This window comes from Flavobacterium alvei (assembly GCF_002920895.1).
Taxonomy (GTDB): Bacteria; Bacteroidota; Bacteroidia; order Flavobacteriales; family Flavobacteriaceae; genus Flavobacterium; species Flavobacterium alvei.
Genome location: NZ_PQVG01000005.1, coordinates 1 through 26,458, shown reverse-complemented (window position 1 = coordinate 26,458; position 26,458 = coordinate 1). Strand labels below are relative to the sequence as shown.

Below are 26,458 nucleotides of genomic sequence, written 5' to 3'. Positions count from 1 at the left end.
AAAATAAGATTGGATTACGCAATCGATTACGTGTAAATAATACACTTTTTTAAAGTCATTATTATTATCTTTGTTCTTTTTCAATTTTATTTGAGTAATCGATTACCTATTCAGGTGTTTTAAAGATTAAAAAAAAGAAAGGTTTGTAATATATAAATGAATTAAATAGTAATTAATATGTTTTCATTAAACAATAAAAAAGCAGTAATAACTGGTGGAGGTAGCGGAATTGGAAGAGCAATTGCTACTTTGTTTGCAAAGCAAGGAGCTGAAGTTCATATTCTTGATTTGAGTATCGAGAGTGCTCAAGAGGCTTTAGCTGACATCCAAAAAGCAGGAGGAAAAGTATTTTCATATGCTTGTAATGTAACCAACCAAAAAGAAGTATTGGCTACATTTGAAAAAATAGGGAATATAGACATTCTGGTAAATAATGCAGGAATTGCCAATGTTGGAAAAGTGGATACCACATCCGAAACGGATTTTGACCGTGTGATGGAAGTGAACGTCAAAGGAGTTTATAATTGTTTGTTTGCTGCAATACCTCAATTAAGATTGTCGAATGGTGGTGTCATTGTGAATATGTGTTCAATCGCTGCTTGGGTTGGACTTCCAGACCGATTTGCTTATTCAACAGCCAAAGGTGCTGTAATGGCAATGACTTTGTCGGTTGCTAAAGATTATATGGGAGAGAATATTCGTTGCAATTCGATTTCTCCAGCCCGAGTTCATACGCCTTTTGTTGATGGATTTATATCGAAAAATTATCCAGGAAAAGAAGCAGAAATGTTCGAAAAATTATCGCAATCACAGCCCATTGGTCGAATGGGTAAACCCGATGAAATAGCCTCCTTAGCTTTGTTTTTGTGTAGCGATGAAGCAGGTTTTATTACAGGTTGTGATTATCCGATTGACGGAGGTTTTATAAAATTGAATAACTAAGAAAAGGAGCTAAGTTGCTAAGGTTCTAAGTTTTTTATCTCAGCAACTCAGTTCCTTAAAAAAATAAACTAATTTAAAAAAATAAAAAAATGAAATTAATACGTTTTGGAGCCATTGGAAAAGAAAAACCTGGAGTTTTAATCGACGAAAAAAGATATGATGTGTCATCAATTGTAAAGGATTTTGATGAAGCTTTTTTTGAAGAAAATGGTTTAGAAAAATTGCAAAAAGCATTAGAAAGCAATCCAGTTTTGCCTGAGGTTAGTGCTGATGTACGTTTAGGTTCGCCAGTTGCAAGGCCTTCAAAAATAATCTGTATTGGTCTGAATTATGTCGATCATTGTGTTGAAACGGGAGCGCCAATCCCAGCAGAACCTATCATCTTCTTCAAATCAACGACTGCTTTGTGTGGGCCAAATGATGATTTAATCATTCCTAAAAACAGTGAAAAAACAGATTGGGAAATCGAATTGGTTTTTGTTGTTGGAAAAAAAGCAAGTTATGTTGAAGAAGACGATGCTATGGATTATGTAGCTGGCTATTGTTTGCATAATGATTATAGCGAAAGAGCTTTTCAATTAGAACGTGGAGGACAATGGGCAAAAGGGAAAGGTTGCGATACTTTTGCACCACTAGGCCCCTTTTTAGCTACTAAAGACGAAATTGCAGATGTCGATAATTTGTCGATGTGGTTGACTGTAAATGGGAAAAAATACCAAGACAGCAATACTTCTAATTTAGTGTTTAAAATTCCATTTTTGGTGCATTATCTTAGCCAATATATGACTTTATTGCCAGGTGATATTATCAGTACAGGGACACCTCCTGGAGTTGGATTAGGCATCAAACCAGAACCTGTTTATCTTAAAGAAGGTGATGTAATCGAATTGGGAATGGAAGGTTTAGGATCTAGTAAACAATTGGCAGTAGGGTATAAAAAGTAAATTAAAAAGGAAAAATTAAAATGAAATATATTGTATGTGAAAAACCTCATGAGTTTAAGTTGAAAGAAAAACCCAGGCCAGAACCCAAAGAAGGTGAAGTTTTATTGAAAATAAAAAGAATTGGCGTTTGTGGAACTGACATTCATGCTTATGGCGGAACACAACCTTACTTTGAATATCCTAGAGTTTTAGGTCACGAATTGGCTGCCGAATACATTAAAGGAAATGCCAAAGGTTTTGAACCAGGTGATAAAGTGACTTTGATACCTTATTTTAATTGTGGAGAATGTGTGGCTTGTAGAAACGGATTGACCAATTGTTGTGCCAATATTAAAGTGTTTGGCGTTCATATTGATGGTGGAATGGCCGAATATATAACTGTTCCAGAGCAATATTTACTACACAGTCAAGGTTTGGATTATGATGAATTAGCCTTAGTTGAACCATTAGCCATTGCCGCTCACGGTGTAAGAAGAGCTGCTGTTGAAGCCAAAGATACTGTTTTGGTAATGGGCGCAGGGCCAATTGGAATTGGATTGATCCAGTTTGCTAAAATTGCGGGTGCCAAAGTTATTGTTTTGGATATTAATGATTTCAGATTGGATTTTTGCAAAAAAGAACTTCAAGCTGACGCTGTCATAAATCCAATGAATGAAGATGTAACCGAAAGGCTTAAGCAAATTACAAATGGAGATATGGTCAATGTAGTTATAGACGCCACAGGAAATAGAAATGTGATGAATGGTGCTTTTAATTATGTTGCTCACGGAGGGCGATTTGTTTTGGTAGGGCTTCAAAAAGGAGAATTGAGTTTCAGTCATCCTGAATTTCATAAAAGAGAAACCACCTTGATGAGTAGCCGAAATGCAACCATCGAGGATTTTGAATTTGTGATGAAATGTCTGAAATCAGGAAAAATTGACCCTAAAAAATACATCACTCATAGGGCTAATTTTACCGATATGATTGATGTTTTTGATCAATGGATTGATCCAAAAAATAATACTATCAAAGCAATTATAGAATTGAATTAATTCTTAAAAAAATCATTATGGATTTACATTTAAAAGGAAAAATAGTTGTTGTTTCGGGTTCAGCAGGCAAAGAAGGAAGTATTGGCGAAACCATTGTCAAACGTTTGGCCGATGAAGGCGCTATTCCAGCTCTTGTTGATAGAAATAGACGAGGTTTTGGTTATGCTGAAGAACTTAAAAAAAGAGGAATTGATGCCATTTTTGTTCAAACCGATGTTACAAATCCGGAACAAATGGAAAATGCGGTCAATAAAATTGTTGAAAAATACGGCAGAATTGACGCAGTAATCAATAACGTCGGTGTCAATGATGGTGCTGGATTGGATTCTAGTTATGAAGAGTTTATGAATTCTTTGAAGCTAAATGTGGTGAGCTATTTTTTATTGACCAAATTTGCGCTTCCTTATCTAAAAGCATCCAAAGGGAATATTCTGAATATTGGTTCTAAAGTGGCTTTAACAGGACAAGGAGGCACATCGGGTTATGCTGCTGCAAAAGGAGGGGTTCTTGGTTTGACCAGAGAATGGGCAGTCGATTTAATTCAGTTTGGAATTCGTTCTAATGCAATAATTATTGCCGAAAGTTTTACTCCAGCTTATGACGAATGGTTGAAAACGCTACCCGATGGAGAAGCAGTTTTGCAAAAAATAAATAAAAGTATTCCGTTTGAAGCTAGAATGACCAAAGCAGAAGAAATTGCCGATACAGCACTTTTTATAGTTTCGGATCGTTCTTCGCATACCACAGGACAATTTGTTTGCGTTGATGGAGGTTATATTCATTTGGATCGTGCTTTAATTAATGATGTAAGTCTTTAAATTGTATGAAAAACCGAATTGATTCTCACCAACATTTTTGGAAATTCGACCCCGTAAGAGATAGTTGGATTGATGATTCTATGCTAAAAATTCAAAAAGATTTTTTGCCAGAAGATTTACAGCCTTTGCTGACCGAAAATAAATTTCAAGGCTGTGTAGCTGTTCAAGCCGATCAATCGGAAGAACAGACTGATTTTTTAGTTGATTTGGCTTCCAAAAATGATTTCATAAAAGGAGTCGTTGGCTGGATTGATTTACGAGATAAAAACGTGAGTGAAAGATTGAATCATTTTTCGGAAAATAAAATAATCAAAGGGTTTAGACATGTGGTGCAAGGCGAAGCGGATGATTTTATGTTTCGACATGATTTTCGCAATGGCATTCGTGAATTGAAAGCGTATAATTTTACTTATGACATTCTTATTTTTCATCGACAGTTGCCAGCTGCTATAGATTTGGTTCATTCGTTTCCTGACCAAGCTTTTGTAATTGATCATATTGCCAAACCAGATATAAAATCGGGGAACATAAAATCTTGGAAAAAGGATATAATTGAAATTGCAAAAGCAGAAAATGTGATGTGTAAAATTTCAGGAATGGTAACCGAAGCCAATTGGAATAAATGGCAAACCGCTGATTTGAAACCTTATTTAGATGTTATTTTTGAGAATTTTTCGACCCATAATTTAATGTTTGGATCGGATTGGCCAGTTTGCAATTTGGCTGCCGATTATTCGAAAATTGTAAATACACTAGAAGATTATATTTCGCAACTTTCAAATCAAGATCAACAACAGATTTGGACCAACAACGCAAAATCATTTTACAAATTAGATATTTAAGACTTGAAATGATAGAATAAAAAAAGGGACACAAACTATGCGTCCCTTTTTTTTAGTTTTATTTTATTAAGATTTGGTAACTTCCTCCGTCATATTTATTGTTTTTGGATTTAAGCTAACCAATTGCAAAACAATGGCAGCAATAACCACAAATAGCAATAAAACAAATATTTGTCCCATTCCTCCATTATCAGCAGCTTTTCCTAAATATTCAGTAATTACCGCTCCTGCCGAAATGCCAACAAAGTTCATAATCCCATATCCCGTTGCTCGATAACGTGGCGAAACAAATTGGCAAAGAATAGGCATACTGTTGGTATCAAAGATCCCAAAACCAAGTCCAAAGAATATTCCACCAACAATAATGGCTTCGATACTGCTACAATTGCCTAATAAAAAAAGCGCTGGGATTGTTAGTGACAAACCAATTGCGCTAGTGTAAATTCGTCCTTTTAGGTGTTTCATTACCCATTGATCAGAAACTATTCCTCCAATCAAAACTCCAACAAATGACGACATCGAAATGGTAACAGTAGCGATGGGCCCAGCAAGCGCCATGTCTAAATGTAAAGTTTCTGAAAACAAAGTGGGTAGCCAGTTTTTTACAGCCCAACCAGGCAAACTTGGAGCCGAAAAATAAAAGAGCAAAACCCAAAATGAAATATTTCCAAACACGATTCCCAACCCTTTGAACAGTTGCTTAAATTCGGTTTTAATGGCTATTTTTTGAGTAGAATCAAAAAAATAAGTTTTCTTTTCTTCTATAAAGAAAATAAGAATTAGACTGTATAAAACACCAAGCAAACCAACAGAATGAAAGGTGAAATGCCAAGAAAAATATTTAGAAATAGTAGCGCCAAATCCGCCCAAAGCTTGTCCTAAATAAATTCCAGTGGTGTGAATGGCTATGGCAAAAGAGCGCGTTTTTCCTTGATGATAATCGGCAATTAAGGACAAAGCAGCTGGGATATAGAAGGCTTCGCTGAAACCCATAACACCCCTTAAAATATAAATTTGATTGAAAGTGGTGGCATAACCCATTGCCATTGTAACGCCTGACCAAACAAAAAGACTGCCAATAATCATTCTTTTTCGGTTGAGTCTGTCGGCAATGATTCCCGAAATGGGACTCATAAAAGCATAAATCCAAAGAAAAATGGCCATCAAGAGACCAAAATTTTCGGCTTTTGCTAATTCTGGAATATCAACCATCATAGCTGGTTTCATAGTCGAAAGCATCTGACGATCTAAATAATTCAATAAGGCCACAAACCATAACAAGCCTACAACAATCCAAGGATAGGATTTTTTTTCATTCCATTTTGCAATCATATTGTCTTTCCAAATAAAGGCCGAATATACGAATTCAAATGCAACTGAAGGGCATACTTTTGTATTGATTAGAATTCAAAACTAAAAAGAATTTGACTGTTTTTTTAGAATATCAGAAACTGATAGGTACAAACTAAAAACTGATTGGTAAATCCTTTCATATGCTAATTATTATGCTATTTTTGGGAATAGTTTTAAATTATTTACAAGCACAGATTCTCTATTTTAATAAAAATAGTTTGTAAATTTGGGAATTAAAATAGTTTCTTAGAAAAGAAAAATCAATGATTTGAAATAGTCTTGACTACAAATAATATATAAATATAGAATACCTTATGAAAAGATTAAAAAACGCATTGTTATTGTCAATAACCATTTTATTGGCATTGATTTTTTCTTCGAAAACTGAAGCGCAAACTTCTCTACAAAAACAATCGGCTTCATCAGCTTTTGTCTTTTCAAAAGGAGCCGATGTGGGATGGTTGTCACAAATGGAAGCCACAGGCTATGTTTTTTATGATACCGATGGAACTCCAAAAGATTGTTTGCAATTGCTAAAAGACCGTGGAATGAACACCATTCGTCTTCGAGTTTGGGTCAATCCTTCGAACGATAAAACCAATGGACATTGCAGCAAAGCCGAAACGGTTGCGATGGCCGTTCGTGCTCAAAATTTGGGAATGCGAGTGATGATCGACTTTCATTACAGCGATTCTTGGGCCGATCCTGCCAAACAAACCAAACCCGCAGCTTGGGCAACCCATACTTTTGCACAATTATTAGACGATGTTTACAATCATACTTTTGATGTTTTGACTGACCTTAAAACGGCAGGTGTAACTCCAGAATGGGTTCAAATAGGCAATGAAATTCCAGGCGGAATGTTATGGCCTGAGGGAAGTAATTCGACAAGTTTTAGTCAACTTTCACAACTTTTGAATAAAGGTTATGACGCAACAAAAGCAATAAATCCAGCCATCAAAGTAGTCGTTCATATTGACAAAGGAAATGACAATGCAAGATTCAGATGGTTTTTTGATAATATTACTGCCAATAGCGTAAAATATGATGTAATAGGGATGTCTTATTATCCTTATTGGCTGGGAAGCGATTATTCAGCGACCATTGCCGCCTTGGGAACTAATCTGAAAGATATGGCAAGCCGATACGGAAAAGAAGTAATGGTAGTAGAAGTTGGAGGCGATTACACCTTGGTTCAAAACACTAAAGATATGTTGATTGCAGTAATTTCTGCGGTTAAAAGTGTTCCAAACGAAAAAGGCCTTGGCGTGATTTATTGGGAACCAGAAGGCGAAAAAACTTGGAGCGGCTATCAATTGAATGCTTGGCAATCCAATGGAAGACCTTCGCCTGCTTTAGACGCTTTTAAAGACGGTGCCGTTTCTGAAGCGGAACAAGTTACCATAAACGGATTTGTTGCCAATCCTGTGGAACAAGGCAAAACGGTAACTACAAATTTGACCTATACAGCCAACACCGCAACCGATTATTTTTATGTTGGTTTATTTAAAAGGAATTCGAGTGGAGCTTGGATGCAAACTATTGCCGAAAGTACAGGAAATCAATTTTTAATTCCATCAACAGGCGTTAATGTGCCTAGTCAAGTTACGCTTAGCATACCTTTAGCCACAACACCAAGTACCAGTTTAGCCAATGGCGAGTATTATGATGTTTTGGTAGAACTTTGGACAGCGGGTTGGGGATTGAAATTGGGTTCAAGTCTTTCTCCTAAATTGACCATTGCAGCTTCAGGTTCATTAGGGGTTGAGGCTAAAAAATATGATACCGAATTAGTGGTCTATCCCAATCCTGTTTCGGATACTTTGAATATTAAAATTCCTAATGGAAAGATCATTAAATCATTCAAAATTGCCAATATTCTGGGTGAAACTATTTATGTTAAGGAGAATATTTCGAATCAAAACGTCATTGATGTGTCGAATTTAAGTTCGGGTGTTTATATTTTATCGGTTAATTTTGGCAATAATACTAATGAGCATATTAAATTTCAAAAAAAGTAAATAGCTACTAGCTTTTAAGGAGTAGTTGCCAAATTTGAAAATGTATCAATCGATTTAAGTTCAATAAAAATCATGATTTTCAATATCAAACCTATCTTTGTTTTTTGTGCAATTCTATGTGTTTATTCATGTAAATCACAAACTGTTACTGCGCCCAAAAAAGTCGAAATAGTGAGTGATACAGCATTCGTTAATTTGAAAGACTACAGTCAAGATTTTGTTTATGATATGAAATATGCCACCTCAGACAATTTTTTGAAAGCCAAAGTTTATGATTGTGCCGAATGTTTTTTGCGATTAAAAACCATTAAAGCATTGATTAGTGCCAATGCCGATTTTATAAAAATGGGGTACAAAATCAAAATATTCGATTGTTACCGCCCTTTAGACATTCAAAAAAGGATGTGGAAAATTGTACCCAACCCTTCCTATGTTGCCGATCCAAGCAAAGGTTCGATTCACAATAGAGGTGGAGCTGTCGATATCACTTTAGTCGATGCTAACGGAAAAGCACTCGATATGGGAACCTCTTTTGATTTTTTTGGTATTGAAGCCAGTCATAATTATCAAAATCTTTCGCAGGAAATAAAAAATAACAGAGAATTATTAAAAACCACAATGATTCAAAATGGTTTTAATCCTTTAGATTCAGAGTGGTGGCATTACAATTTGAAAACGGCTTCAAACGACAAAGTTTCGAATACCAAATGGAAATGTGATTAATTATTGAATGCAGTGTAAATAATTTAGGAAGTAATTTTCGGGTTCATAGACCTTAGTGTCAAGCTCCGAAGTAATTTCTTTGCGTAACACATAATCTTCTATATCGGTCAAATATTTGATACGCATTAGATTCACAGGAGAACTTTTCAAATCTTCCATAGTACCTTTTATAAACATAAAATTCCCGACTAAAAGTCTGTTGTCAAAGCCATTTCCATCCCGAACCAAGGAGCCACAATTTTCTTGATCAATATGTAGTAAGGTTACTATTTTTCCATTATTTAATTGAAAAAATAACTTTGAATTTTTGTCAAAACAATTGGCTTTCATAAATTCTTTGCTTTTTTGAATCATTTGTATATTCAAAGTTGGAGTACCATCGGTCAAAGCCAAAGAGAGAAAGATATAACTGTTATTCCCAGCGAAATTCTTTTCGTAAATTAGATATTCCTTGGTCAATTTATAGGTTCCAATTGAATCTTTTACGTCGGCGCTATACTCACAGGTTTTTTGGGCAAATAAATAACTACTTAGTAGTAAAAAAAATAGTAGGGAAACTCGTTTCATTAGGATGTAATTTTTTTGCAAATTAAGACTATTTTATTGTCATTTTCATCAGTTGTAAAAAAACAATAGTGATGTCCACCTTCTTTTATTTTCCATTTTTTGCGAATGCTTTCAACCGTTTCTGGAAAATTTCGGGTGGTGATATTAGCTTGTTTTCCTTGTAGGAAATTTTTCATCTCATTTTTGTGATAGGAAATAGTATTTTCAATTTCGAAAATTCGACCAGAAAAAGAAATAATTGCTGAATTCGTGTATAAATGCGAATGTTTGTGCAACTTTTTGAGTTTATAAAAAGCACTCACTTCATCAAATCCGCCAGATTTCATTATGGCGCTGTTGGGTTCATAAAGATATTTTTCGGGTAAACCATATTCAGGAATTATAGAATTTTCATCCAAAACAAATTCGAAAGTTTCACGATTTTTCTTGACAATATTGACGGTTTTTAAGTTTGTTTTTCCAAAATAATCTCTGTGTAATTCCCATAATAATTCCTTGACTTCATTTTCTAAAGCTACAATATGTATCGATTTTACATTTTTAAGTTCAGATAACCCAGCGGAAATATCGAGTAGAGGTGCTGTTTTGATTAGAATTTTATCCGAAGAATTAAATAAAAAATCAAGATGTTCAGGAACATTGGGCAAACAATCTTTGAGCATAAATACTTTGCCTTTGGTATCATTTCTTCTAGAAGGATCAATGTAAATCCAATCGTATTTAGAGTTTGATTTTGCCAAAATTTCTAAACTATCTCCCGACTGACAATCAATGTTTTTTACGTTTAATTGTTCGAAGTTGTGTTGAACGATTTGAGAGAGTTCTGGATTGATTTCGCAATGAGTTACCTCTTTTATTTTTTTGGCAAAATAAAAATCGTCAACACCAAAACCTCCGGTTAAATCAATTAGACTTTCACCAGAAACTAGTTCTGATTTGTAGGAAGCTGTTTTTTCAGATGAGGTTTGTTCAACCGATATTTTGCTCGGATAAATGATGTTTTTAGCCGTAAACCAATGAGGTAGTTTGTCTTTTGATTTGGTTTTAGCTTCAATTTGATTCAAAATAGTAATCCATTCTATTTCAGGAAATGGATTTTTTTGCAAAGCTAATTGGGCAATATTTTTATCAAGATTGTTATTGATAAATTGTTGAATTTCAGGATTTAGTATTTTTAAATCCAAAATTAAATATTTTTAGTAAACAATTGAATCACCTTGTTTTCTGGAAAAAATTCTTTTCCAATAACTTTCAAAATGGTGTATAAAGGAACGGCAATGATCATTCCTAAAATTCCAGATAAGAATCCTGCAATCAAGATAACAAGGAAAATTTCTAAAGGATGTGAACTAACACTTTTAGAAAAAATTAGGGGTTGTGACAAGTTGTTGTCAATAATTTGCACAATCCAAAATCCTATCAAAACATAAATTGTGGTGGGTAATATTATGGTTTGAAAATCGGAACCTAAGTTGCTCAACATCGTTAGAATAGCTGCCAAAATCGACGCAATTAATGGGCCAATGTAGGGAACAATGTTTAAAACGGCACATAAAAACGCAATGATGAACAAATTTGGAATATCAAAGATGAACAATACAATGATATACAAAATAAACACAATAAATAATTGAAGCAATAAGCCAATAAAATAGCGAGAAAGCAAATGATTTATTTTGTGTGCTGAATTCAGAATCTTCTCTTCGTGAGTATCTGGAATTATTTTTTTAGCACCAATGATGAACATTAATCGGTCTTTGAGAAAGAAAAAAGTAATAAATAATACAGAGGCTAATCCGATGCCGAAACTGCTAATGGTTCCTAAAATGGAGTTCAAGAAATTAGGTATAAAATTTAAATTTATTTTGGAAGCTAAATTGGCTTCTTTCATCATTCTGGAGGTGTCAATATTATGATTTTCTAAAAAGGTGAAAGTTTGGGTTTTTAATTGAGTGATATTACGTTCTATTTCAGCAGATTTTAGCAAGGATAAATTTTCTCCTTGAGAAGTAATTAATGGGATAAACATCAAAATAAAACCAGCAATAAGCATAATAAATATTGAAACAGTTGCAATAGTAGCCAAAGTATGTTTGAATTTTAATTTTTTCTTAAAGAAATCAAGGATTGGATTTCCTATTAAAGTAAGGATTAAAGCCACGACCAGATAAATTAAAACCGATTGGATTAAATATAAAAAATAGAATGATAGTGCTGTAAAAACTAAAATGGCAATAGCTCTTAAAATACCGTTTGCAATAATTTTTGATGTAATCATCTTTGAATAATTTTGAGGATAAAGATAAAAAAAACTCGCTAAAAATAGCGAGTTTTTGTATTCGTATGAAACATAACATTACTGACCAATTGCAGCTCTTGGACCACCAGATACAAATATGGCAGCCATTCTTGCTTTTTGACCGTTTGTAAACATATACATTCCTCTATCGTCAGTATAATCCATATAATTCATTGTCATTTCGTTGTGTGCTGGCAAACAAGTGCTTACATAAGGATATGCAGGTACTCCAAAGTTTGAAGTTTTAGCAACTGGAGTATCGGCAACTAAGTCATTTCCGCAAGAAGCATCTCCCCAAATATGACGTAAATTCATCCAGTGACCCACTTCATGAGTTCCTGTTCTACCTAAATTATAAGGATAACTTGCTGTGCCAGAAAGACCAAAATATTTTGAATCAATCACAACTCCGTCAGTAGAAGATGAACCACCAGGAAATTGTGCATAACCCAAAATTCCACCACCAATAGTACAAGCCCAAAGATTAAGAGTCGTTGTTGGTGAAGTAGGGTCTAAACCTCCTTTTTTAGTACTTTTCATAGCATCTCTCGTTCCCCAAGAAGTTTTAGATGTAGATTTTCTGTTGATAGTTACTAACTCAAAAGTAATTCCAACATTTGCCGCTATTGCTGACCATTCTGCAGGAACACTACCAAAATCAGTGTTTGTAGCAGTAAAATCTTGATTTAATACATCAATTTGAGATTGTATTTGAGCATCAGAAATATTTTCGGAAGCAGTTCGGTACAAAACATTTACTACAACTGGAATTACAACTTTACCATTAACTAATCTAAAATTTGATTTTGAAATTCTATTTTGCGTAAAAGCTTCAATTTCGTTCATTCTAATGGCTAAAGTTGGATCGGCTTCTAATTGCTCCTGAAGAACATCGTGTGAAGCACAGAGACGATGAGTAATAGCACTAGTTGTTGGTTCAGTTGATTCGTTTTGACAAGAAATAAGCATCAGTACAACTGCTGCCGATAAGATAATTTTTTTCATAATAAAAGTGTTGTATAATTAGTGGTTTAAGTTAATTTTTAACAATTATATAACAAATTTGTCAAATTGGCAAATATTTTACATAAAAGACATTTACATATGGTTGTAGTTTAATTATTAAAAATATAATTCAAAATATTAGCACCCATTTTTAATGCTTTTTCGCGAACTGCTAGAGGATCGTTGTTTACTTCAGCATCTTCCCATCCATCCCCCAAATCACATTCATAAGTATAAAGAAGAACCAATCTATTATCTATAAAAATCCCAAAAGCTTGTGGTCGTTTTCCGTCGTGTTCGTGAATTTTTGGTAAACCATTGGCGAACAAATTCGGTTTTTGAAAAATAGGATGATTGGCGGGAATTTCTACCAAATTGGTATTGGGAAATAGTTTCGCTATTTCTTTTCTAATGTATTGATCCATTCCGTAATTGTCATCAATATGAATAAAACCTCCCGAAGTCAAGTAATTTCTCAGATTGCGAACGTCGGTATCACTAAAAACTACATTTCCGTGACCAGTCATGTGAACAAAAGGATAGGAAAATAAGTCGGGACTACTAGGTTCTACAGTAGCTGGTTTGGGTTTTATTTTGGTGTTGATGTTGGTGTTACAGTATTTTATCAAATTGGGTAATGAAGTAGGATTAGCATACCAATCGCCACCACCACTGTATTTCAGCAAGGCAATTTCTTGTGAAAAAGAGGAGCAAGAAATTAGCAACAATAAATAAAACAGTCTCTTCATTAGTTTTGATTTAGATACTTTCATTAAAAAAAACAACACTATGACAAGCAACTACAGCAGCCGTTTCGGTTCTTAATCGTGTATTTCCTAATGAAACCGCAATAAAATTATTTTCGACTGCCAATGCAATTTCTTTTTCAGAGAAATCGCCTTCGGGGCCAATCAATAAAGTGACGTTTTCATTGGTTTTTAAAACTGATTTTAGAGTTTTTTTATCGGTTTCCTCGCAGTGTGCGATTAAATTTAAACCATCGTTTTTGCGTTTTATAAATTCCTTGAAACTGATAGCGTCATTCAATTTAGGAAGAAATAAAACATTCGATTGCTTCATAGCCGTTAGTAAAATTTTCTCAAAACGTTCTTTGTTAATCACTTTTCTTTCAGAACGATCACATATAATTGGGGTTATTTCGTTAATGCCAATTTCGGTGGCTTTTTCTAAAAACCATTCGTAGCGGTCATTCATTTTGGTGGGCGCAACGGCTAAATGTAACTGATATTTTGAAGGTTCTACTTTTTCAAAAGAAAGAATTTGAACCGTGCATTTATTGTCCGACGCTAAAGTGATTTCGGTTTTGAATAGCAAGCCGAACCCATTGGTTACAAACAAAATATCGGAATCTTTTTTTCGCAATACTTTGATGATATGTTTGCTTTCTTCTTTGTCAAAAGAAAAGGTTTCGGTGGTTTCATCAATTGTTGGATTGTAAAATAATTGCATAGTTTAGAATTGAATTCGTGCTTTCGAAACCACAGAAGAAGTTTCAAAATTTTGGGATAAAAACTTTTGATAACCTACAATTCCAATCATTGCAGCATTATCGGTAGTGTATTCAAATTTTGGAATGTAGGTTTTCCAACCGTATTTATTTTCGGTCAAAGTGTTTCGAATGCCAGAATTAGCCGAAACTCCTCCGCCAATAGCAATTTGATTGATGCCTGTTTCTTTGACAGCCATTTTTAATTTATCCATCAATATTTCGATGATGGTATGTTGAATGGAGGCACAAATATCATTAAGATTTTCTTCGATGAAATTCGGATTTTCTAGTTTTTTCTTTTGGATAAAATACAAAATGGCCGTTTTCAATCCCGAGAAACTGAAATCTAATCCGGGAACTTTTGGTTTGGTAAATACAAATGCTTTTGGGTTTCCAAGCTTAGCATATTTATCTACTAATGGTCCACCAGGATAGGGAAGTCCTAGTATTTTAGCACTTTTATCGAAAGCTTCTCCCACAGCATCGTCGGTGGTTTCTCCAATAATTTCCATGTCAAAAAAATGGTTTACTTTCACGATTTGAGTATGTCCACCCGAAATAGTTAAGGCCAAAAAAGGAAATGTTGGTTTGTCAAACCCTTCTTCGTCAATAAAATGAGCCAAAATATGTGCTTGCATATGATTTACAGCAATTAGCGGGATGTTTAAAGCCAACGATAATGACTTGGCAAACGAGCTCCCAACCAATAAAGAACCCATTAATCCAGGACCTTGAGTAAAGGCAATGGCAGATAATTGCTCTTTTGTTATATTCGCTTTGCGAAGTGCAGCATCAATAACAGGAACAATGTTTTGTTGGTGAGCACGAGAAGCAAGTTCTGGCACAACACCTCCGTATTGATTGTGAATCAATTGATTAGCAACAACATTTGACAGAACTTTATCGTTTTGTAAAACAGCTGCAGCAGTGTCATCGCAAGAACTTTCGATAGCAAGAATAAAAACCTCGGAATTTTGCATAAAAAGGCACAAATTTTGAATTATATTTGACAATCCGTAATAGAAACGTTACGGAGAAGCCAAAATTAAAGAATTTTTATCAAAGAGACTTTCTTTAAAGGGGCAAATATATTTTTCATTTCATTAAAATTACAGTAGGTATCAAAAAAATAATTAAAATAGTATTACGTATCCTTCTTGGACTTATCCTACTATTATTGGTACTTGGCATTGCATTGACACTACCTTTTGTTCAAACTGCAATTGGAAATTATGTGACAAATGCTGTCAACGAAAAATATAAGACAAACATCAATGTCGAACAAGTTTCGCTAACCGTTTTTGGTGGAGTAAAACTCAAAAAAGTATTGATTTTAGATCATCACAAAGATACTCTTATTTATGCCAATCGTATCAAAACCAATATTTTAGACTTTGATAAATTGATGAATGTCAATTTGATTTTTGGCGATATTGCAGCCGATGGTTTGTATTTCAATATGAAAACTTACAAAAAAGAAAAAATTTCCAATCTTGATAAATTTGTTGCCGCTTTTGATACAGGGGCTCCACCATCTAAAGAGCATTTTTTGTTAACGGCGACCAAAGTAAAAATTACAAACGGAAGGTATTCTCTAATTGATGAAAATAGAGAAAACCCGAAAGATGTCGATTTCACAAAAATTAATTTAGCCGCCACAGCCTTAAGAATCTATGGACCAGAAGTGAGTACAACTGTCAATGAATTATCATTTCAAGATCATCGAGGTATTTTTGTAGAAGATTTAAAAACCAAATTTAGTTATACTACAAAGCATATTAAACTCGAAAATTTGGAATTAATTACCAAAGAATCAAAAGTAAAAGGATCGGTGGTGATGAATTATGAAATTGAGGATTTCGCTCATTTTACCGATAAAGTAGCCTTTGATATTCAACTCGAAAAAGCAACTTTGGCATCGAATGATATTCGTTGTTTTTATGATGAATTGGGTAAAAATCAACTGTTTAAAATTAAGGGAAGAATCAAAGGACCGTTAAATAATTTGGTATTATCGAACTTAAGATTAATAGACTCTAAGAAATCTCAAATTGTTGGAAATATAAATTTTAAAAATTTTTTTCCAAGTCAAGGCAGAGCATTTTATATGAATGCCAACTTTGATAGACTTTCTACAAATTATGATGATTTAGTAACCATTTTGCCTAATGTTTTGGGTAAGAGATTGCCTGTGATTTTGAAAAAATTGGGTACAATTAATTTGATAGGCGATGCTCAGGTTACTACAACTTCATTAGACGCAAATTTTGCAATGAGCTCTCAAATTGGTAATCTAAATTCTGATTTGAGAATAAAAAACATGAATTTAACAGACAAGGCAGCCTATGATGGCACGGTTATCTTAGATGATTTTGACATTGGCGCTTTCATTAACCGAAAAGATATTGGAAAAACAAGTTTGAATTTGGATGTTGATGGTATCGGTTTTTCTGAAAAATATTTGAATACAACTCTAAAAGGAGAAATTTCTAAAATAAATTACAACCAATACACTTATTCAAATATTGGTCTGAACGGAAATTTTAATAAAGGACTATATAAAGGACAAATCAAAGCCAATGATCCTAATTTGAATTTGAATTTTGACGGTTTGGTCGATTTGAGTAAAAAACAACCAAAATATGATTTTCATATCAATGTTGAAAATGCTGATTTGAAAAAATTAAATTTCATGAAAGATGCTATTTCCAAATTCAAAGGAGATATTGTGGTGAAATTAGCAGGAAATACAATAGACAATCTACAAGGTGATGTGTTTGTTAATCAAGTCATTTATCAAAACACAAAAGCAACGTATCGTTTTGATGATTTATATATCAATTCTACTTTTGATTCAAACCGTGTGAGAACCATTACAGTAAACTCTCCCGATATCGTTGAAGGTGAAATTGTTGGAAAATTCCAATTCAATCAATTACAAAATTTAGTTACCAATTCACTAGGAAGTCTTTATACCAATTACAAACCTATTGCGGTAAAAAAAGGGCAGTTTTTGAAATTTAATTTTACAATTTATAATAAAATAATCGAAATTTTTTATCCAGAAATTTCTATTGCTACCCATACAGTCGTAAAGGGAAATATTAACTCAGATAGTCGAGAATTTAAGCTCAATTTTAATTCGCCAAAAATCACGGCTTCGACCAATACTTTCGATAATATTAGGGTGAAAGTTGACAATAAAAACCCGTTGTATAATGCTTTTATTGAACTTGATAGCATCAAAACTAAGTATTATAAAATACGAGATTTTAGTTTGATAAACGTAACAATGAAAGATACTTTATTCTTTCGTACAGAGTTTAAGGGAGGCTCAAAAGGTCAAGATTACTTTAATCTGAATTTGTATCACACAATAAATAAAGACAATAATAATGTAGTTGGACTAAATAAATCCGAAATAAAACTTAAAGATTATCTCTGGTATTTGAATGAAAAAGAGACATCTAATAATCAAATTGTTTTTGATAAATCATTCAAAAATTTCAATTTTGACAATATTATACTAACTCATAATGAACAAGAAATTACCTTTTTGGGTGATATAAAAGGAAGTACGTATAAAGATTTGAAATTGAGTTTTAAAAATGTTGATTTAAATCAAATTACTCCATCTGATCCGAAATTTGTCATCAATGGAAATCTGAATGCATTAGTCAATTATAAACAGAATGTAAATGTTTTTCAGCCCACAGCTTCTATTCAAATAGACAAATTAAATATTAATAATACCAATTTAGGGAATTTGGATTTTGATATTACAGGAGATGAAAGTTTAAAAAAATTCTATCTTAACTCCTCAATCGAAAATGAAAATGTAGAGTCTTTCGGGGTTAATGGAAGTTTTGAAATAGAAGATAAAAATACCATTTTGAACTTGCAGTTAAAATTAGACAAGTTCAATCTGGGGATTTTAAGCCCGCTTGGCGGTGAAGTCGTTTCGAATATTAGAGGTTTTGCAACAGGGAGTGCCAGTATTGAAGGCAATATTAATAAGCCCGAAATTAATGGGCGTATTTATATAGATGATGCGGGATTAAAAATTCCTTATTTGAATGTTGATTATACCTTAAATAAAAGGTCTATTGTAGATTTGACAGACGAGAAGTTTTTGTTTAAAAACGATCTGCTTACCGATACAAAATTTGGAACCAAAGGGTATTTGAACGGAAGTGTAGAACACCGTAATTTTTCAGATTGGAAATTGGATTTAGGAATTAATTCAAAGCGATTATTAGTACTTGACACCAAAGATTCTGAAGACGCTGCTTATTATGGAGTTGCCTTTATTAATGGAACAGCAACCATCAAAGGCCCAACAAATGCTTTGTTTATTAAAGTTGATGCAAAATCTGAAAAAGGATCGTCATTAAAAATCCCTATAAATGATTCGGAAAGTGTCAGCGAAAATGATTTTTTACATTTTTTAACGGCCAAAGAAAAGTTTAATATTAAAAAAGGAATTGTAGATAATTCTAGAAATTACAAAGGGCTTGAACTAGAGTTTGACTTAGATATTACACCAAATGCCGAAGTAGAAGTTATTTTAGATCGAAACACAGGTCATGGAATGAAAGGAAAAGGAAATGGAACCTTACTTCTTAAAATAAACACATTAGGAAAGTTTAATATGTGGGGAGATTTTCAAGCCTATGAAGGAGAGTATAATTTTAAATATGGAGGTATAATCGACAAAAAATTTATAGTAAAAAAAGGAGGCTATATTTCTTGGGAAGGCAATCCGATGAAAGCCCGTTTGAATTTAGAAGCTGTTTATAAAGCCTCTGCTAATCCCTCTGTTTTGCTAGAAAATAGTTCTTATAATAAAAAGATTGATGTAAATGTTGTTATAGGTGTTCGAGGAGATTTGACAAGTCCAGAACCGGATTTTAATTTTGAATTTCCAACGGTGAGTAATGTGATGAAATCCGAAATAGAATATAAATTAAATGACAAAGAAGTAAGACAAACACAAGCTTTATATTTGTTATCTACAGGAAGTTTTTTAAGTTCCGATGGGGTGAGTCAATCCGCATTATCGCAAAGTGCATTTGAAACGGCTTCAAGTCTATTAACAAGTATGATACACTCTGATGACGAAAAATTTCAAGTAAATTTAGATATTATTGGAGCCGATAAAACTACAGGACAAGAAACTGACGGAAGATTTGTAGCTTCAATTTCTTCTAAAATTAATGACAGAATTACCATAAACGGAAAAGTCGGAGTCCCTTTTGGGGGAATAAATCAAACAGCGGTTGTTGGTGATGTCGAAATTTTATATAGAGTTAATGAAGATGGAACCGTAAATCTGCGCTTTTTTAATAGAGAAAACGACATTAGTTATATAGGAGAAGGAATTGGTTATACTCAGGGAGTTGGTATTTCATACGAAGTAGATTTTGATACTTTCAAAGAGTTAGCTAATAAAATATTTAAAAATACAAAAATCGAAAAAGCTCCAAATCCAGGAGTAATAGACCACGATTCCAATTTTGCACCTGAAAAAAGTGACCCATCCAAATCGAATAAACCCAATTCGAAGGTGCTAAATCCCAACTCAGAAGGGCGAGCTCCAGAGGAAGACTAAACTCATTTTGAATTCGCATAAATTAGTAAGTTAATAAAAATAGTATTGCATTAAATTAACGTTTCTCAAGGCAATTATTATTTTTATTACAATAAATATGTAACTTATTAACGATAACGTTTGAATTTGAGGGGTTTTACTAATTTATTAAAAACAAAGGTTTAAAATTGCCGAATGTTTATTAAATTTACGCTTTTAATACTTAAATAATGTCAAAAACAATAAAAAAGGTAGGTGTATTAACTTCTGGAGGAGACTCACCAGGGATGAATGCAGCTATTAGATCAGTAGTTAGAACTTGCGCTTATCACAACATAGAATGTGTAGGAATATATAGAGGTTACCAAGGAATGATTGAAGGTGACTTTATTGAAATGGGAGCAAGAAGTGTTCATAATATAATCAATAAAGGAGGAACAATCCTTAAATCGGCTCGTTCAAAAGAGTTTAGAACTCCAGAAGGACGTAAAAAAGCTTTTGATGAACTTACAAAAGTAGGAGTTGATGCCTTAGTAATAATTGGAGGAGACGGAAGTTTTACAGGTGCTGAAATTTTCAATCAAGAATATGGTTTTCCAGTTATGGGAATTCCAGGAACTATAGACAACGATATTTACGGAACCAGCCATACTTTAGGATACGATACAGCATTGAATACAGTAGTTGAATGTATCGATAAAATTCGGGATACAGCAAGTTCACACAACCGTTTGTTCTTTGTAGAAGTAATGGGGCGTGATGCTGGACATATTGCTTTAAATGCTGGAATTGGTGGAGGAGCTGAAGAAATTTTGATTCCAGAAGCTGAATTAGGATTAGAAAGATTGCTAGAATCACTTCAAAAGAGTAAAGCAACTGGAAAATCATCTAGTATTGTAGTCATTGCCGAAGGAGATAAAATTGGTAAAAACGTATTCGAATTAAAAGATTTTGTTGAAGCTAATTTACCAGAATATGATATTCGTGTGTCAGTTTTAGGACATATGCAAAGAGGTGGTGCGCCTTCTTGCTACGATAGAGTTTTGGCTAGTAGATTAGGTGTGAAAGCAGTAGAAAGTCTAATAGAAGGAAAATCAAATTTTATGGTGGGTATGTTAAATGACGAGGTTACCCTAACACCATTATTACAAGCTATAAAAGGAGAATCGGTAATTGATAGAGAATTGCTTCGAGTTTCTGAAATCATGTCGATTTAATATGGCTTTGTCCAAAAGAATAATTAAATAATAAACAATAATAAATTAATAATTAATCCGCTTAAAGAGGGTTCTTTAAGCCTAAAGCAAACAAAAAATGTCAAAAGTAAAATTAGGAATCAATGGATTCGGTAGAATTGGAAGAATCGTTTTTAGAGAATCTTTTAATAGAGACAATGTAGAAGTTGTAGCAATCAACGATTTGTTAGATGTAGATCATTTGGCTTATTTATTAAAATATGATTCAGTTCACGGTCGTTTTGATGGAACTGTTGAAGTAAAAGAAGGTAAATTATATGTAAACGGAAAAAATATCCGTATTACTGCTGAAAGAAACCCAGCTGACTTGAAATGGAATGAAGTAGATGTGGATGTAGTAGCTGAATGTACAGGTATTTTTACAACTGTTGCAACTGCAAACGAGCACATCAAAGGAGGTGCCAAAAAAGTAATTATTTCTGCTCCTTCTGCTGATGCTCCAATGTTTGTTATGGGAGTAAACCACGAAACTGCACAAGCTTCAGATTTAGTAGTTTCTAATGCTTCTTGTACAACAAACTGTTTAGCTCCTTTAGCTAAAGTAATCAATGATAATTTTGGAATTGTTGAAGCTTTAATGACAACTGTTCACGCTACAACTTCAACTCAAATGACTGCCGATGGTCCTTCAAGAAAAGACTGGAGAGGTGGACGTGCTGCTGCAATTAATATTATTCCATCTTCAACAGGAGCTGCAAAAGCAGTAGGAAAAGTTATCCCTTCTTTAGATGGTAAATTAACAGGAATGGCTTTCCGTGTTCCAACTGCAGACGTTTCTACAGTAGATTTAACTGTAAAAGTAGCTAAAGAAACTTCTTATGCTGAAATTATGGCTGTTTTGAAAAATGCTTCTGAAACTACAATGAAAGGTATCTTAGGATATACTGAAGATGCTGTTGTTTCTCAAGATTTTATTTCTGATAAAAGAACTTCAATCATTGATGCTACTGCAGGAATCGGTTTGAATTCAACTTTCTTCAAACTAGTATCTTGGTATGATAATGAGTATGGGTATTCAAGCAAATTAATTGACCTTGCTGTGCATATCACAAGCTTAAAATAATTATATTTACAAAGCAAAATCCCGTTAGATTTATTTTAGCGGGATTTTTTTATTAATTTTTTTTAGTTTTTAGTCCACCTAAAACCTGAAACCTAAAACTTGAAACCCAATGAGATTATTAGTGGATAGCGGCTCTACAAAAGCCGATTGGATTGCAATTGATGAAGATGGAAAAATACTTTTCACCACACAAACATTAGGCTTAAATCCTGAAATTCTTGATGGAAATGAAATAGTCGAAAGATTAAACGATCGTTTTGATATTTTGCAAAATAAAGAAAAAGCAACACATCTATTCTTTTATGGTGCAGGATGTGGAACCGATAGAATGAAAATCGATCTTTCTAGAATTTTTCAAGACTATTTTCCAAATGCAATTGTTGACGTTCAAGAAGATACTTATGCTGCGGTGTATGCTACAACCCCAAAAGGAGAAGAAGCCATTGTTAGCATTCTTGGAACAGGGTCAAACTGTAGTTATTTTGACGGGAAAGTTTTGCATCAAAAAGTGCAATCATTAGGATACATCGTGATGGATGATTGTAGTGGTAATGTGCTTGGTAAAGAATTAATCAGAAAATATTATTTCAATAAAATGCCTAAAGAATTGGCAGTAGAATTTGAAAAAGAGTATGATTTAGATCCTGATTTCATTAAAAATAAATTATACAAAGAACCTAATCCAAATGCCTATTTAGCCACATTTGCAAAGTTTCTTATCCAAAATAAAGAGCATCCATTTTGTCAAAAAATCATTTTCAAAGGGATGAAATCTTTCATCAAAAACTATGTTCAACAATATGATAATTGTAAAGAAGTTCCTGTACATTTCGTAGGTTCGATAGCATTTTATCTAAAAGAAGAACTGCAAGTTATGTTTGATAAATATGAAATGAAATTAGGAAATGTATTGAGACGACCAATAGATGGCCTTATTGCATATCATGTTGCCAACAAATAATTCTTTAACAGATTTTATATTAATTTGAAAATGGAAATAGCAATTATTGCTCACGACGGTAAAAAAGCCGATATGGTTCAGTTTTTAAACAAAAACAAAACGGTTTTGCAACGAGAAGATATAAAACTTATTGGTACTGGCACAACAGGATCAAAGGCCGAAAGTGCTGGCTTTAAAGTAAAAAAAATGCTTTCTGGTCCACAAGGAGGCGATGCTCAAATTGCAGGAAGAGTTGCTGAAGGAAAAACTAAAATGGTCTTGTTTTTCAAAGACCCTTTATCAAGTCACGCACACGAATCGGATGTGAATATGTTGTTGCGTGTTTGCGATGTGCACAACGTTCCATTAGCTACAAATGAAGCTTCGGCTCAATTATTCATAGATGCTATAGCTATAAAATAGCAATCATAGAAATTTCGACATTTACATTTTTTGGCAAACCCGCCACTTGAACCGTTTCACGAGCTGGAGCGGTTTTTTCGTCAAAATAAGAACCATAAACGCTATTGATAGTCCCAAAATCATTCATATTCATAATGAATATAGTTGATTTTACAACATTTTCGAATGTCATTCCAGCTGCTTCAAGAACGGCTTTCATGTTTTCCATAACTTGTTTGGTTTCGCTTTCGATATCGGAAACGACCAATTCGCCAGTTGCTGGATTTATAGCAATTTGACCTGAAGTGTAAAGAGTATTTCCTTTAAGAACAGCCTGATTGTATGGTCCAATAGGCGCTGGTGATTTTTCGGTGAAGATTATTTTTTTCATAAAACAAAGGTATAATTTTTTTGAGTAAAATTTTATATAAAAATTAATTTCAATTTACAAAAGATAAAAAAAGAATTAATAATCAGTTGATTATGAAATGATATTCAAATCTTCGTACTTTTAACTTTTGAACTTTGAACTAAAATATTATATTTGTTCAAAACTAATTATAATGGCAGGAAATAGCTACGGAACCCTATTTAGAATAACCACTTTTGGAGAATCACACGGAGAAGCTTTAGGCGGAATAATTGACGGATGTCCATCTGGAATCGCATTAGATTTTGATGCTATTCAGCTCGAAATGTCACGCAGAAAACCCGGGCAATCCAAAATTGTGACCCAACGAAAAGAACCAGACGATGTTCAATTTTTATCTGGAATTTTTGAAGGTAAAACTACCGGAACTCCAATCGGGTTTATCATTCCAAATACCAATCAAAAGTCGGACGATTATTCACACATAAAAGACAATTACAGACCTAGTCATGCCGATTATGTGTACGAAAAAAAATATGGCGTTCGAGATTATCGCGGTGGCGGACGAAGTTCAGCTCGTGAAACAGCCAGTAGAGTAGTGGCAGGAGCCATTGCAAAACAAGTTCTTCCTGAAATAAAAATCAATGCTTACGTTTCTTCTGTTGGCCCATTATTTTTAGAAAAACCTTATCAAGAATTAGATTTTTCAAAAATTGAAAGCAATCCAGTGCGTTGTCCAGATGAAAAGATGGCTGCAGAAATGGAAGAATACATCAAAGTAATCAAAAAAGATGGTGATACTGTTGGCGGAACTGTAACTTGTGTGATTCAAAATGTTCCAATTGGATTGGGCGAACCGGTTTTTGACAAATTACACGCCGAATTAGGCAAAGCGATGCTTTCTATAAATGCTGTAAAAGGATTTGAATTTGGAAGTGGTTTTTGTGGCGCAAAAATGAAAGGAAGCGAACACAATGATTTATACAATCCAGACGGAACTACTAGAACCAATCTTTCGGGCGGAATTCAAGGTGGAATTAGCAACGGAATGGATATTTATTTCAGAGTTGCTTTCAAGCCTGTGGCGACCATTATGCAAAAGCAAGAATCCTTAGACAATCAAGGAAATATTACCGAAATGACAGGAAAAGGGCGTCACGATCCTTGCGTTGTTCCTCGAGCAGTGCCCATTGTCGAAGCGATGGCAGCTCTAGTACTGGCAGATTTTTATTTGATAAATAAAACTTACTTTAAATAGTATTCTGGGTTTATAATTTGTAGTTTCAGTTCGAACTGCAAACAGAACGCTCTCTATGCTGAATACCCAAAAAAAATGACTGAAACCAAAAAAACATCCTTTTTAGGAAATCTTACTGTTCAAATTGTTATTGCAATGCTTTTAGGAGCATTTTTTGGAATTTTTGTTCATCATAATTATGATGCAACTTTTGCCAAAGAATTTAGTGATAAGATAAAAATATTGGCCACTGTTTTTATTCGATTGGTGCAAATGATAATTGCTTTATTGGTCTTTAGTACATTAGTCCCTGGAATTGCTAAATTAGGAGATGTAAAAACCGTTGGAAGAGTGGGCGGAAAAGCATTAGGTTGGTTTTTTAGCGCTTCTTTTATTTCGCTTTTAATAGGATTATTTTGGGTCAATGTATTGCAACCTGGTGTTGGACTGAATTTGTCTAATATTGATTTATCTACTGCTGCAGAAGTGACAGGAAATACCAAAAGTTTTTCTACCCAAAATTTTGTAGAACATATTATTCCCAAAAGCATTGTTGAGGCAATGGCGAATAATGAAATTATTCAAATTGTAATTTTCTCTATCTTTTTTGGATTAGCAGCAGCATCAATTGGTACTTATGCCAAACCAGTTACTCATTTTATAGAAGTGTTATCTCATATCGTTCTTAAAATGGTGAATTATGTAATGAAGTTTGCTCCAATGGGTGTTTTTGGAGCTATTGCGGGAGTTTTTGCTATCAAAGATTTAAATGAGTTGGTGTTTACTTACATCAAATTTTTTGGGTCATTTTTGGTTGGAATAGGATCTTTATGGATTTTTCTTCTAGCTATTGGTTTCCTATTTCTTGGCAAAAGAATGAAAACATTATTGAATCACATTGTTGGTCCGTTAATCATTGCCTTTAGTACGACCAGTAGCGAAGCTGTTTTTCCAAAGCTAACTGAAGAATTGGAACGTTTTGGGATAAAAGATAAAATAGTGGCGTTTATGTTGCCTTTGGGCTATTCTTTCAATTTAGATGGAAGTATGATGTATATGACTTTTGCTAGTTTATTTATCGCTCAAGCCTATGGAATCGATTTGGATATGGGAACTCAAATGACAATGCTTTTAGTTTTGATGCTTACTAGCAAGGGAATAGCAGGAGTGCCAAGAGCTAGTTTAGTGATTGTTGCAGCTACTTGCGGAATGTTTAAAATTCCAATTGAAGGTATCGCTTTAATCTTGCCTATTGATCATTTTTGTGATATGTTCAGAAGTGCAACAAATGTTTTAGGAAATGCTTTGGCAACATCAGTTGTTGGAAAATGGGAGGGAGAGGATTCGGAATAGAAAAAAATAAATAGAAAATATAAAAAAAACTCATTCAATAACGAATGAGTTTTTTATATGTAAAATATGTCTTGTCCTGAAATAACGATACACAAAATTCATCGTTATGGAAAACGCCCAAGAAAGCCGCTATGTAAAGCGCACCCAAAAGGACTACACAATGTCTTTTAAATTACAAATTGTTCAAGA

Annotated in this window: 23 protein-coding genes; 14 read left to right on the top strand and 9 right to left on the bottom strand. The window is 33.6% G+C overall.

Features of this window, described 5'->3' with window-relative positions; genetic code table 11:
• Positions 1–177: 177 nt before the first annotated feature.
• From C3L50_RS09650 to C3L50_RS09630, 5 genes are all read left to right on the top strand, one after another.
• On the top strand, positions 178–942 hold the full coding sequence (locus tag C3L50_RS09650; protein ID WP_103805979.1) for an SDR family NAD(P)-dependent oxidoreductase: 765 nt from the start codon (positions 178–180) through the stop codon (positions 940–942).
• Between the two features lie 89 nt (positions 943–1,031).
• Entirely contained in the window at positions 1,032–1,886 is an 855-nt protein-coding gene (locus C3L50_RS09645; protein WP_103805978.1) for a fumarylacetoacetate hydrolase family protein, read from the top strand.
• A gap of 20 nt (positions 1,887–1,906) precedes the next feature.
• Positions 1,907–2,920 (top strand): zinc-binding alcohol dehydrogenase family protein, encoded by a 1,014-nt coding sequence (locus C3L50_RS09640; protein WP_103805977.1) that lies wholly within the window; start codon positions 1,907–1,909, stop codon positions 2,918–2,920.
• A gap of 17 nt (positions 2,921–2,937) precedes the next feature.
• Entirely contained in the window at positions 2,938–3,738 is an 801-nt protein-coding gene (locus tag C3L50_RS09635; protein ID WP_103805976.1) for an SDR family oxidoreductase, read from the top strand.
• Positions 3,739–3,743: 5 nt separating this feature from the next.
• Positions 3,744–4,580: an amidohydrolase family protein gene (locus tag C3L50_RS09630; RefSeq protein WP_103805975.1), complete on the top strand. Its 837-nt coding sequence runs from the start codon at positions 3,744–3,746 to the stop codon at positions 4,578–4,580.
• A 66-nt stretch (positions 4,581–4,646) separates the two neighbouring features.
• On the opposite strand, the gene C3L50_RS09625 is transcribed toward C3L50_RS09630, so the two are convergent.
• Positions 4,647–5,912, bottom strand: a complete 1,266-nt coding sequence (locus C3L50_RS09625) for an MFS transporter (RefSeq protein ID WP_103805974.1) — start codon at positions 5,910–5,912, stop codon at positions 4,647–4,649.
• A 335-nt stretch (positions 5,913–6,247) separates the two neighbouring features.
• On the opposite strand from C3L50_RS09625, the gene C3L50_RS09620 reads away from it, so the two are divergent.
• Entirely contained in the window at positions 6,248–7,954 is a 1,707-nt protein-coding gene (locus C3L50_RS09620; protein ID WP_103805973.1) for a glycosyl hydrolase 53 family protein, read from the top strand.
• 72 nt (positions 7,955–8,026) lie between these two features.
• Entirely contained in the window at positions 8,027–8,677 is a 651-nt protein-coding gene (locus C3L50_RS09615; RefSeq protein WP_103805972.1) for a M15 family metallopeptidase, read from the top strand.
• Here the strand turns inward: C3L50_RS09615 and C3L50_RS09610 are convergent, their stop codons facing one another.
• The 7 genes from C3L50_RS09610 to tsaD form a co-directional block, all read right to left on the bottom strand.
• Positions 8,678–9,244 carry a hypothetical protein gene (locus C3L50_RS09610; protein WP_103805971.1) on the bottom strand — a complete coding sequence of 189 codons (567 nt, stop codon included), beginning with the start codon at positions 9,242–9,244 and terminating at the stop codon, positions 8,678–8,680.
• Positions 9,244–10,428, bottom strand: a complete 1,185-nt coding sequence (locus C3L50_RS09605) for a class I SAM-dependent methyltransferase (RefSeq protein ID WP_103805970.1) — start codon at positions 10,426–10,428, stop codon at positions 9,244–9,246. Before C3L50_RS09605 ends, C3L50_RS09610 begins: the two co-directional genes overlap by 1 nt.
• 2 nt (positions 10,429–10,430) lie before the next feature.
• On the bottom strand, positions 10,431–11,522 hold the full coding sequence (locus C3L50_RS09600) for an AI-2E family transporter (protein ID WP_103805969.1): 1,092 nt from the start codon (positions 11,520–11,522) through the stop codon (positions 10,431–10,433).
• A 78-nt stretch (positions 11,523–11,600) separates the two neighbouring features.
• Positions 11,601–12,548: a zinc metalloprotease gene (locus C3L50_RS09595; RefSeq protein ID WP_103805968.1), complete on the bottom strand. Its 948-nt coding sequence runs from the start codon at positions 12,546–12,548 to the stop codon at positions 11,601–11,603.
• 110 nt (positions 12,549–12,658) lie between these two features.
• Entirely contained in the window at positions 12,659–13,297 is a 639-nt protein-coding gene (locus C3L50_RS09590; protein ID WP_103806197.1) for a DUF4159 domain-containing protein, read from the bottom strand.
• A gap of 10 nt (positions 13,298–13,307) precedes the next feature.
• Positions 13,308–14,018 carry a 16S rRNA (uracil(1498)-N(3))-methyltransferase gene (locus C3L50_RS09585; RefSeq protein ID WP_103805967.1) on the bottom strand — a complete coding sequence of 237 codons (711 nt, stop codon included), beginning with the start codon at positions 14,016–14,018 and terminating at the stop codon, positions 13,308–13,310.
• A gap of 3 nt (positions 14,019–14,021) precedes the next feature.
• Positions 14,022–15,038, bottom strand: a complete 1,017-nt coding sequence (tsaD, locus tag C3L50_RS09580; RefSeq protein ID WP_103805966.1) for a tRNA (adenosine(37)-N6)-threonylcarbamoyltransferase complex transferase subunit TsaD — start codon at positions 15,036–15,038, stop codon at positions 14,022–14,024.
• 197 nt (positions 15,039–15,235) lie between these two features.
• Between tsaD and C3L50_RS09575 the strand changes: the two genes are divergently transcribed.
• From C3L50_RS09575 to C3L50_RS09555, 5 genes are all read left to right on the top strand, one after another.
• The gene (locus C3L50_RS09575; RefSeq protein WP_243400360.1) at positions 15,236–19,669 is read left to right on the top strand and encodes a translocation/assembly module TamB domain-containing protein; all 4,434 of its coding nucleotides are present in this window, start codon (positions 15,236–15,238) and stop codon (positions 19,667–19,669) included.
• Positions 19,670–19,878: 209 nt separating this feature from the next.
• A complete protein-coding gene (gene pfkA / locus C3L50_RS09570) occupies positions 19,879–20,865 on the top strand; it encodes a 6-phosphofructokinase (RefSeq protein WP_103805965.1) in 987 nt (328 codons plus the stop codon).
• A gap of 97 nt (positions 20,866–20,962) precedes the next feature.
• On the top strand, positions 20,963–21,967 hold the full coding sequence (gene gap / locus C3L50_RS09565; RefSeq protein ID WP_103805964.1) for a type I glyceraldehyde-3-phosphate dehydrogenase: 1,005 nt from the start codon (positions 20,963–20,965) through the stop codon (positions 21,965–21,967).
• 109 nt (positions 21,968–22,076) lie between these two features.
• Positions 22,077–22,928: an N-acetylglucosamine kinase gene (locus C3L50_RS09560; protein ID WP_103805963.1), complete on the top strand. Its 852-nt coding sequence runs from the start codon at positions 22,077–22,079 to the stop codon at positions 22,926–22,928.
• 30 nt (positions 22,929–22,958) lie between these two features.
• The gene (locus C3L50_RS09555; RefSeq protein ID WP_103805962.1) at positions 22,959–23,330 is read left to right on the top strand and encodes a methylglyoxal synthase; all 372 of its coding nucleotides are present in this window, start codon (positions 22,959–22,961) and stop codon (positions 23,328–23,330) included.
• Here the strand turns inward: C3L50_RS09555 and C3L50_RS09550 are convergent.
• Positions 23,320–23,700 carry a RidA family protein gene (locus tag C3L50_RS09550; protein ID WP_103805961.1) on the bottom strand — a complete coding sequence of 127 codons (381 nt, stop codon included), beginning with the start codon at positions 23,698–23,700 and terminating at the stop codon, positions 23,320–23,322. The two genes, C3L50_RS09555 and C3L50_RS09550, sit on opposite strands and share 11 nt — an antisense overlap.
• Positions 23,701–23,872: 172 nt before the next feature.
• Here C3L50_RS09550 and aroC point away from each other — a divergent pair, with 172 nt between their 5' ends.
• Together aroC and C3L50_RS09540 are read left to right on the top strand one after the other, a co-directional pair.
• Positions 23,873–24,937 carry a chorismate synthase gene (gene aroC / locus C3L50_RS09545; protein ID WP_103805960.1) on the top strand — a complete coding sequence of 355 codons (1,065 nt, stop codon included), beginning with the start codon at positions 23,873–23,875 and terminating at the stop codon, positions 24,935–24,937.
• A gap of 75 nt (positions 24,938–25,012) precedes the next feature.
• Complete coding sequence (locus C3L50_RS09540; RefSeq protein WP_103805959.1) at positions 25,013–26,269, top strand: dicarboxylate/amino acid:cation symporter; 1,257 nt, start codon at positions 25,013–25,015, stop codon at positions 26,267–26,269.
• Positions 26,270–26,458 lie beyond the last annotated feature (189 nt).

Bases quoted from the DNA above. Each gene is read 5' to 3' on its own strand.
- C3L50_RS09555 (WP_103805962.1), top strand. From the start codon at position 22,959: ATGGAAATAGCAATTATTGCTCACGACGGTAAAAAAGCCGATATGGTT.
- C3L50_RS09610 (WP_103805971.1), bottom strand. From the start codon at position 9,244: ATGAAACGAGTTTCCCTACTATTTTTTTTACTACTAAGTAGTTATTTA.
- C3L50_RS09650 (WP_103805979.1), top strand. From the start codon at position 178: ATGTTTTCATTAAACAATAAAAAAGCAGTAATAACTGGTGGAGGTAGC.
- C3L50_RS09540 (WP_103805959.1), top strand. From the start codon at position 25,013: ATGACTGAAACCAAAAAAACATCCTTTTTAGGAAATCTTACTGTTCAA.
- C3L50_RS09560 (WP_103805963.1), top strand. From the start codon at position 22,077: ATGAGATTATTAGTGGATAGCGGCTCTACAAAAGCCGATTGGATTGCA.
- C3L50_RS09625 (WP_103805974.1), bottom strand. From the start codon at position 5,912: ATGATTGCAAAATGGAATGAAAAAAAATCCTATCCTTGGATTGTTGTA.
- C3L50_RS09640 (WP_103805977.1), top strand. From the start codon at position 1,907: ATGAAATATATTGTATGTGAAAAACCTCATGAGTTTAAGTTGAAAGAA.
- C3L50_RS09615 (WP_103805972.1), top strand. From the start codon at position 8,027: ATGATTTTCAATATCAAACCTATCTTTGTTTTTTGTGCAATTCTATGT.
- C3L50_RS09595 (WP_103805968.1), bottom strand. From the start codon at position 12,548: ATGAAAAAAATTATCTTATCGGCAGCAGTTGTACTGATGCTTATTTCT.
- C3L50_RS09585 (WP_103805967.1), bottom strand. From the start codon at position 14,018: ATGCAATTATTTTACAATCCAACAATTGATGAAACCACCGAAACCTTT.
- C3L50_RS09645 (WP_103805978.1), top strand. From the start codon at position 1,032: ATGAAATTAATACGTTTTGGAGCCATTGGAAAAGAAAAACCTGGAGTT.
- aroC (WP_103805960.1), top strand. From the start codon at position 23,873: ATGGCAGGAAATAGCTACGGAACCCTATTTAGAATAACCACTTTTGGA.
- C3L50_RS09635 (WP_103805976.1), top strand. From the start codon at position 2,938: ATGGATTTACATTTAAAAGGAAAAATAGTTGTTGTTTCGGGTTCAGCA.
- pfkA (WP_103805965.1), top strand. From the start codon at position 19,879: ATGTCAAAAACAATAAAAAAGGTAGGTGTATTAACTTCTGGAGGAGAC.
- C3L50_RS09620 (WP_103805973.1), top strand. From the start codon at position 6,248: ATGAAAAGATTAAAAAACGCATTGTTATTGTCAATAACCATTTTATTG.
- C3L50_RS09630 (WP_103805975.1), top strand. From the start codon at position 3,744: ATGAAAAACCGAATTGATTCTCACCAACATTTTTGGAAATTCGACCCC.
- tsaD (WP_103805966.1), bottom strand. From the start codon at position 15,038: ATGCAAAATTCCGAGGTTTTTATTCTTGCTATCGAAAGTTCTTGCGAT.
- C3L50_RS09600 (WP_103805969.1), bottom strand. From the start codon at position 11,522: ATGATTACATCAAAAATTATTGCAAACGGTATTTTAAGAGCTATTGCC.
- C3L50_RS09550 (WP_103805961.1), bottom strand. From the start codon at position 23,700: ATGAAAAAAATAATCTTCACCGAAAAATCACCAGCGCCTATTGGACCA.
- C3L50_RS09590 (WP_103806197.1), bottom strand. From the start codon at position 13,297: ATGAAGAGACTGTTTTATTTATTGTTGCTAATTTCTTGCTCCTCTTTT.
- gap (WP_103805964.1), top strand. From the start codon at position 20,963: ATGTCAAAAGTAAAATTAGGAATCAATGGATTCGGTAGAATTGGAAGA.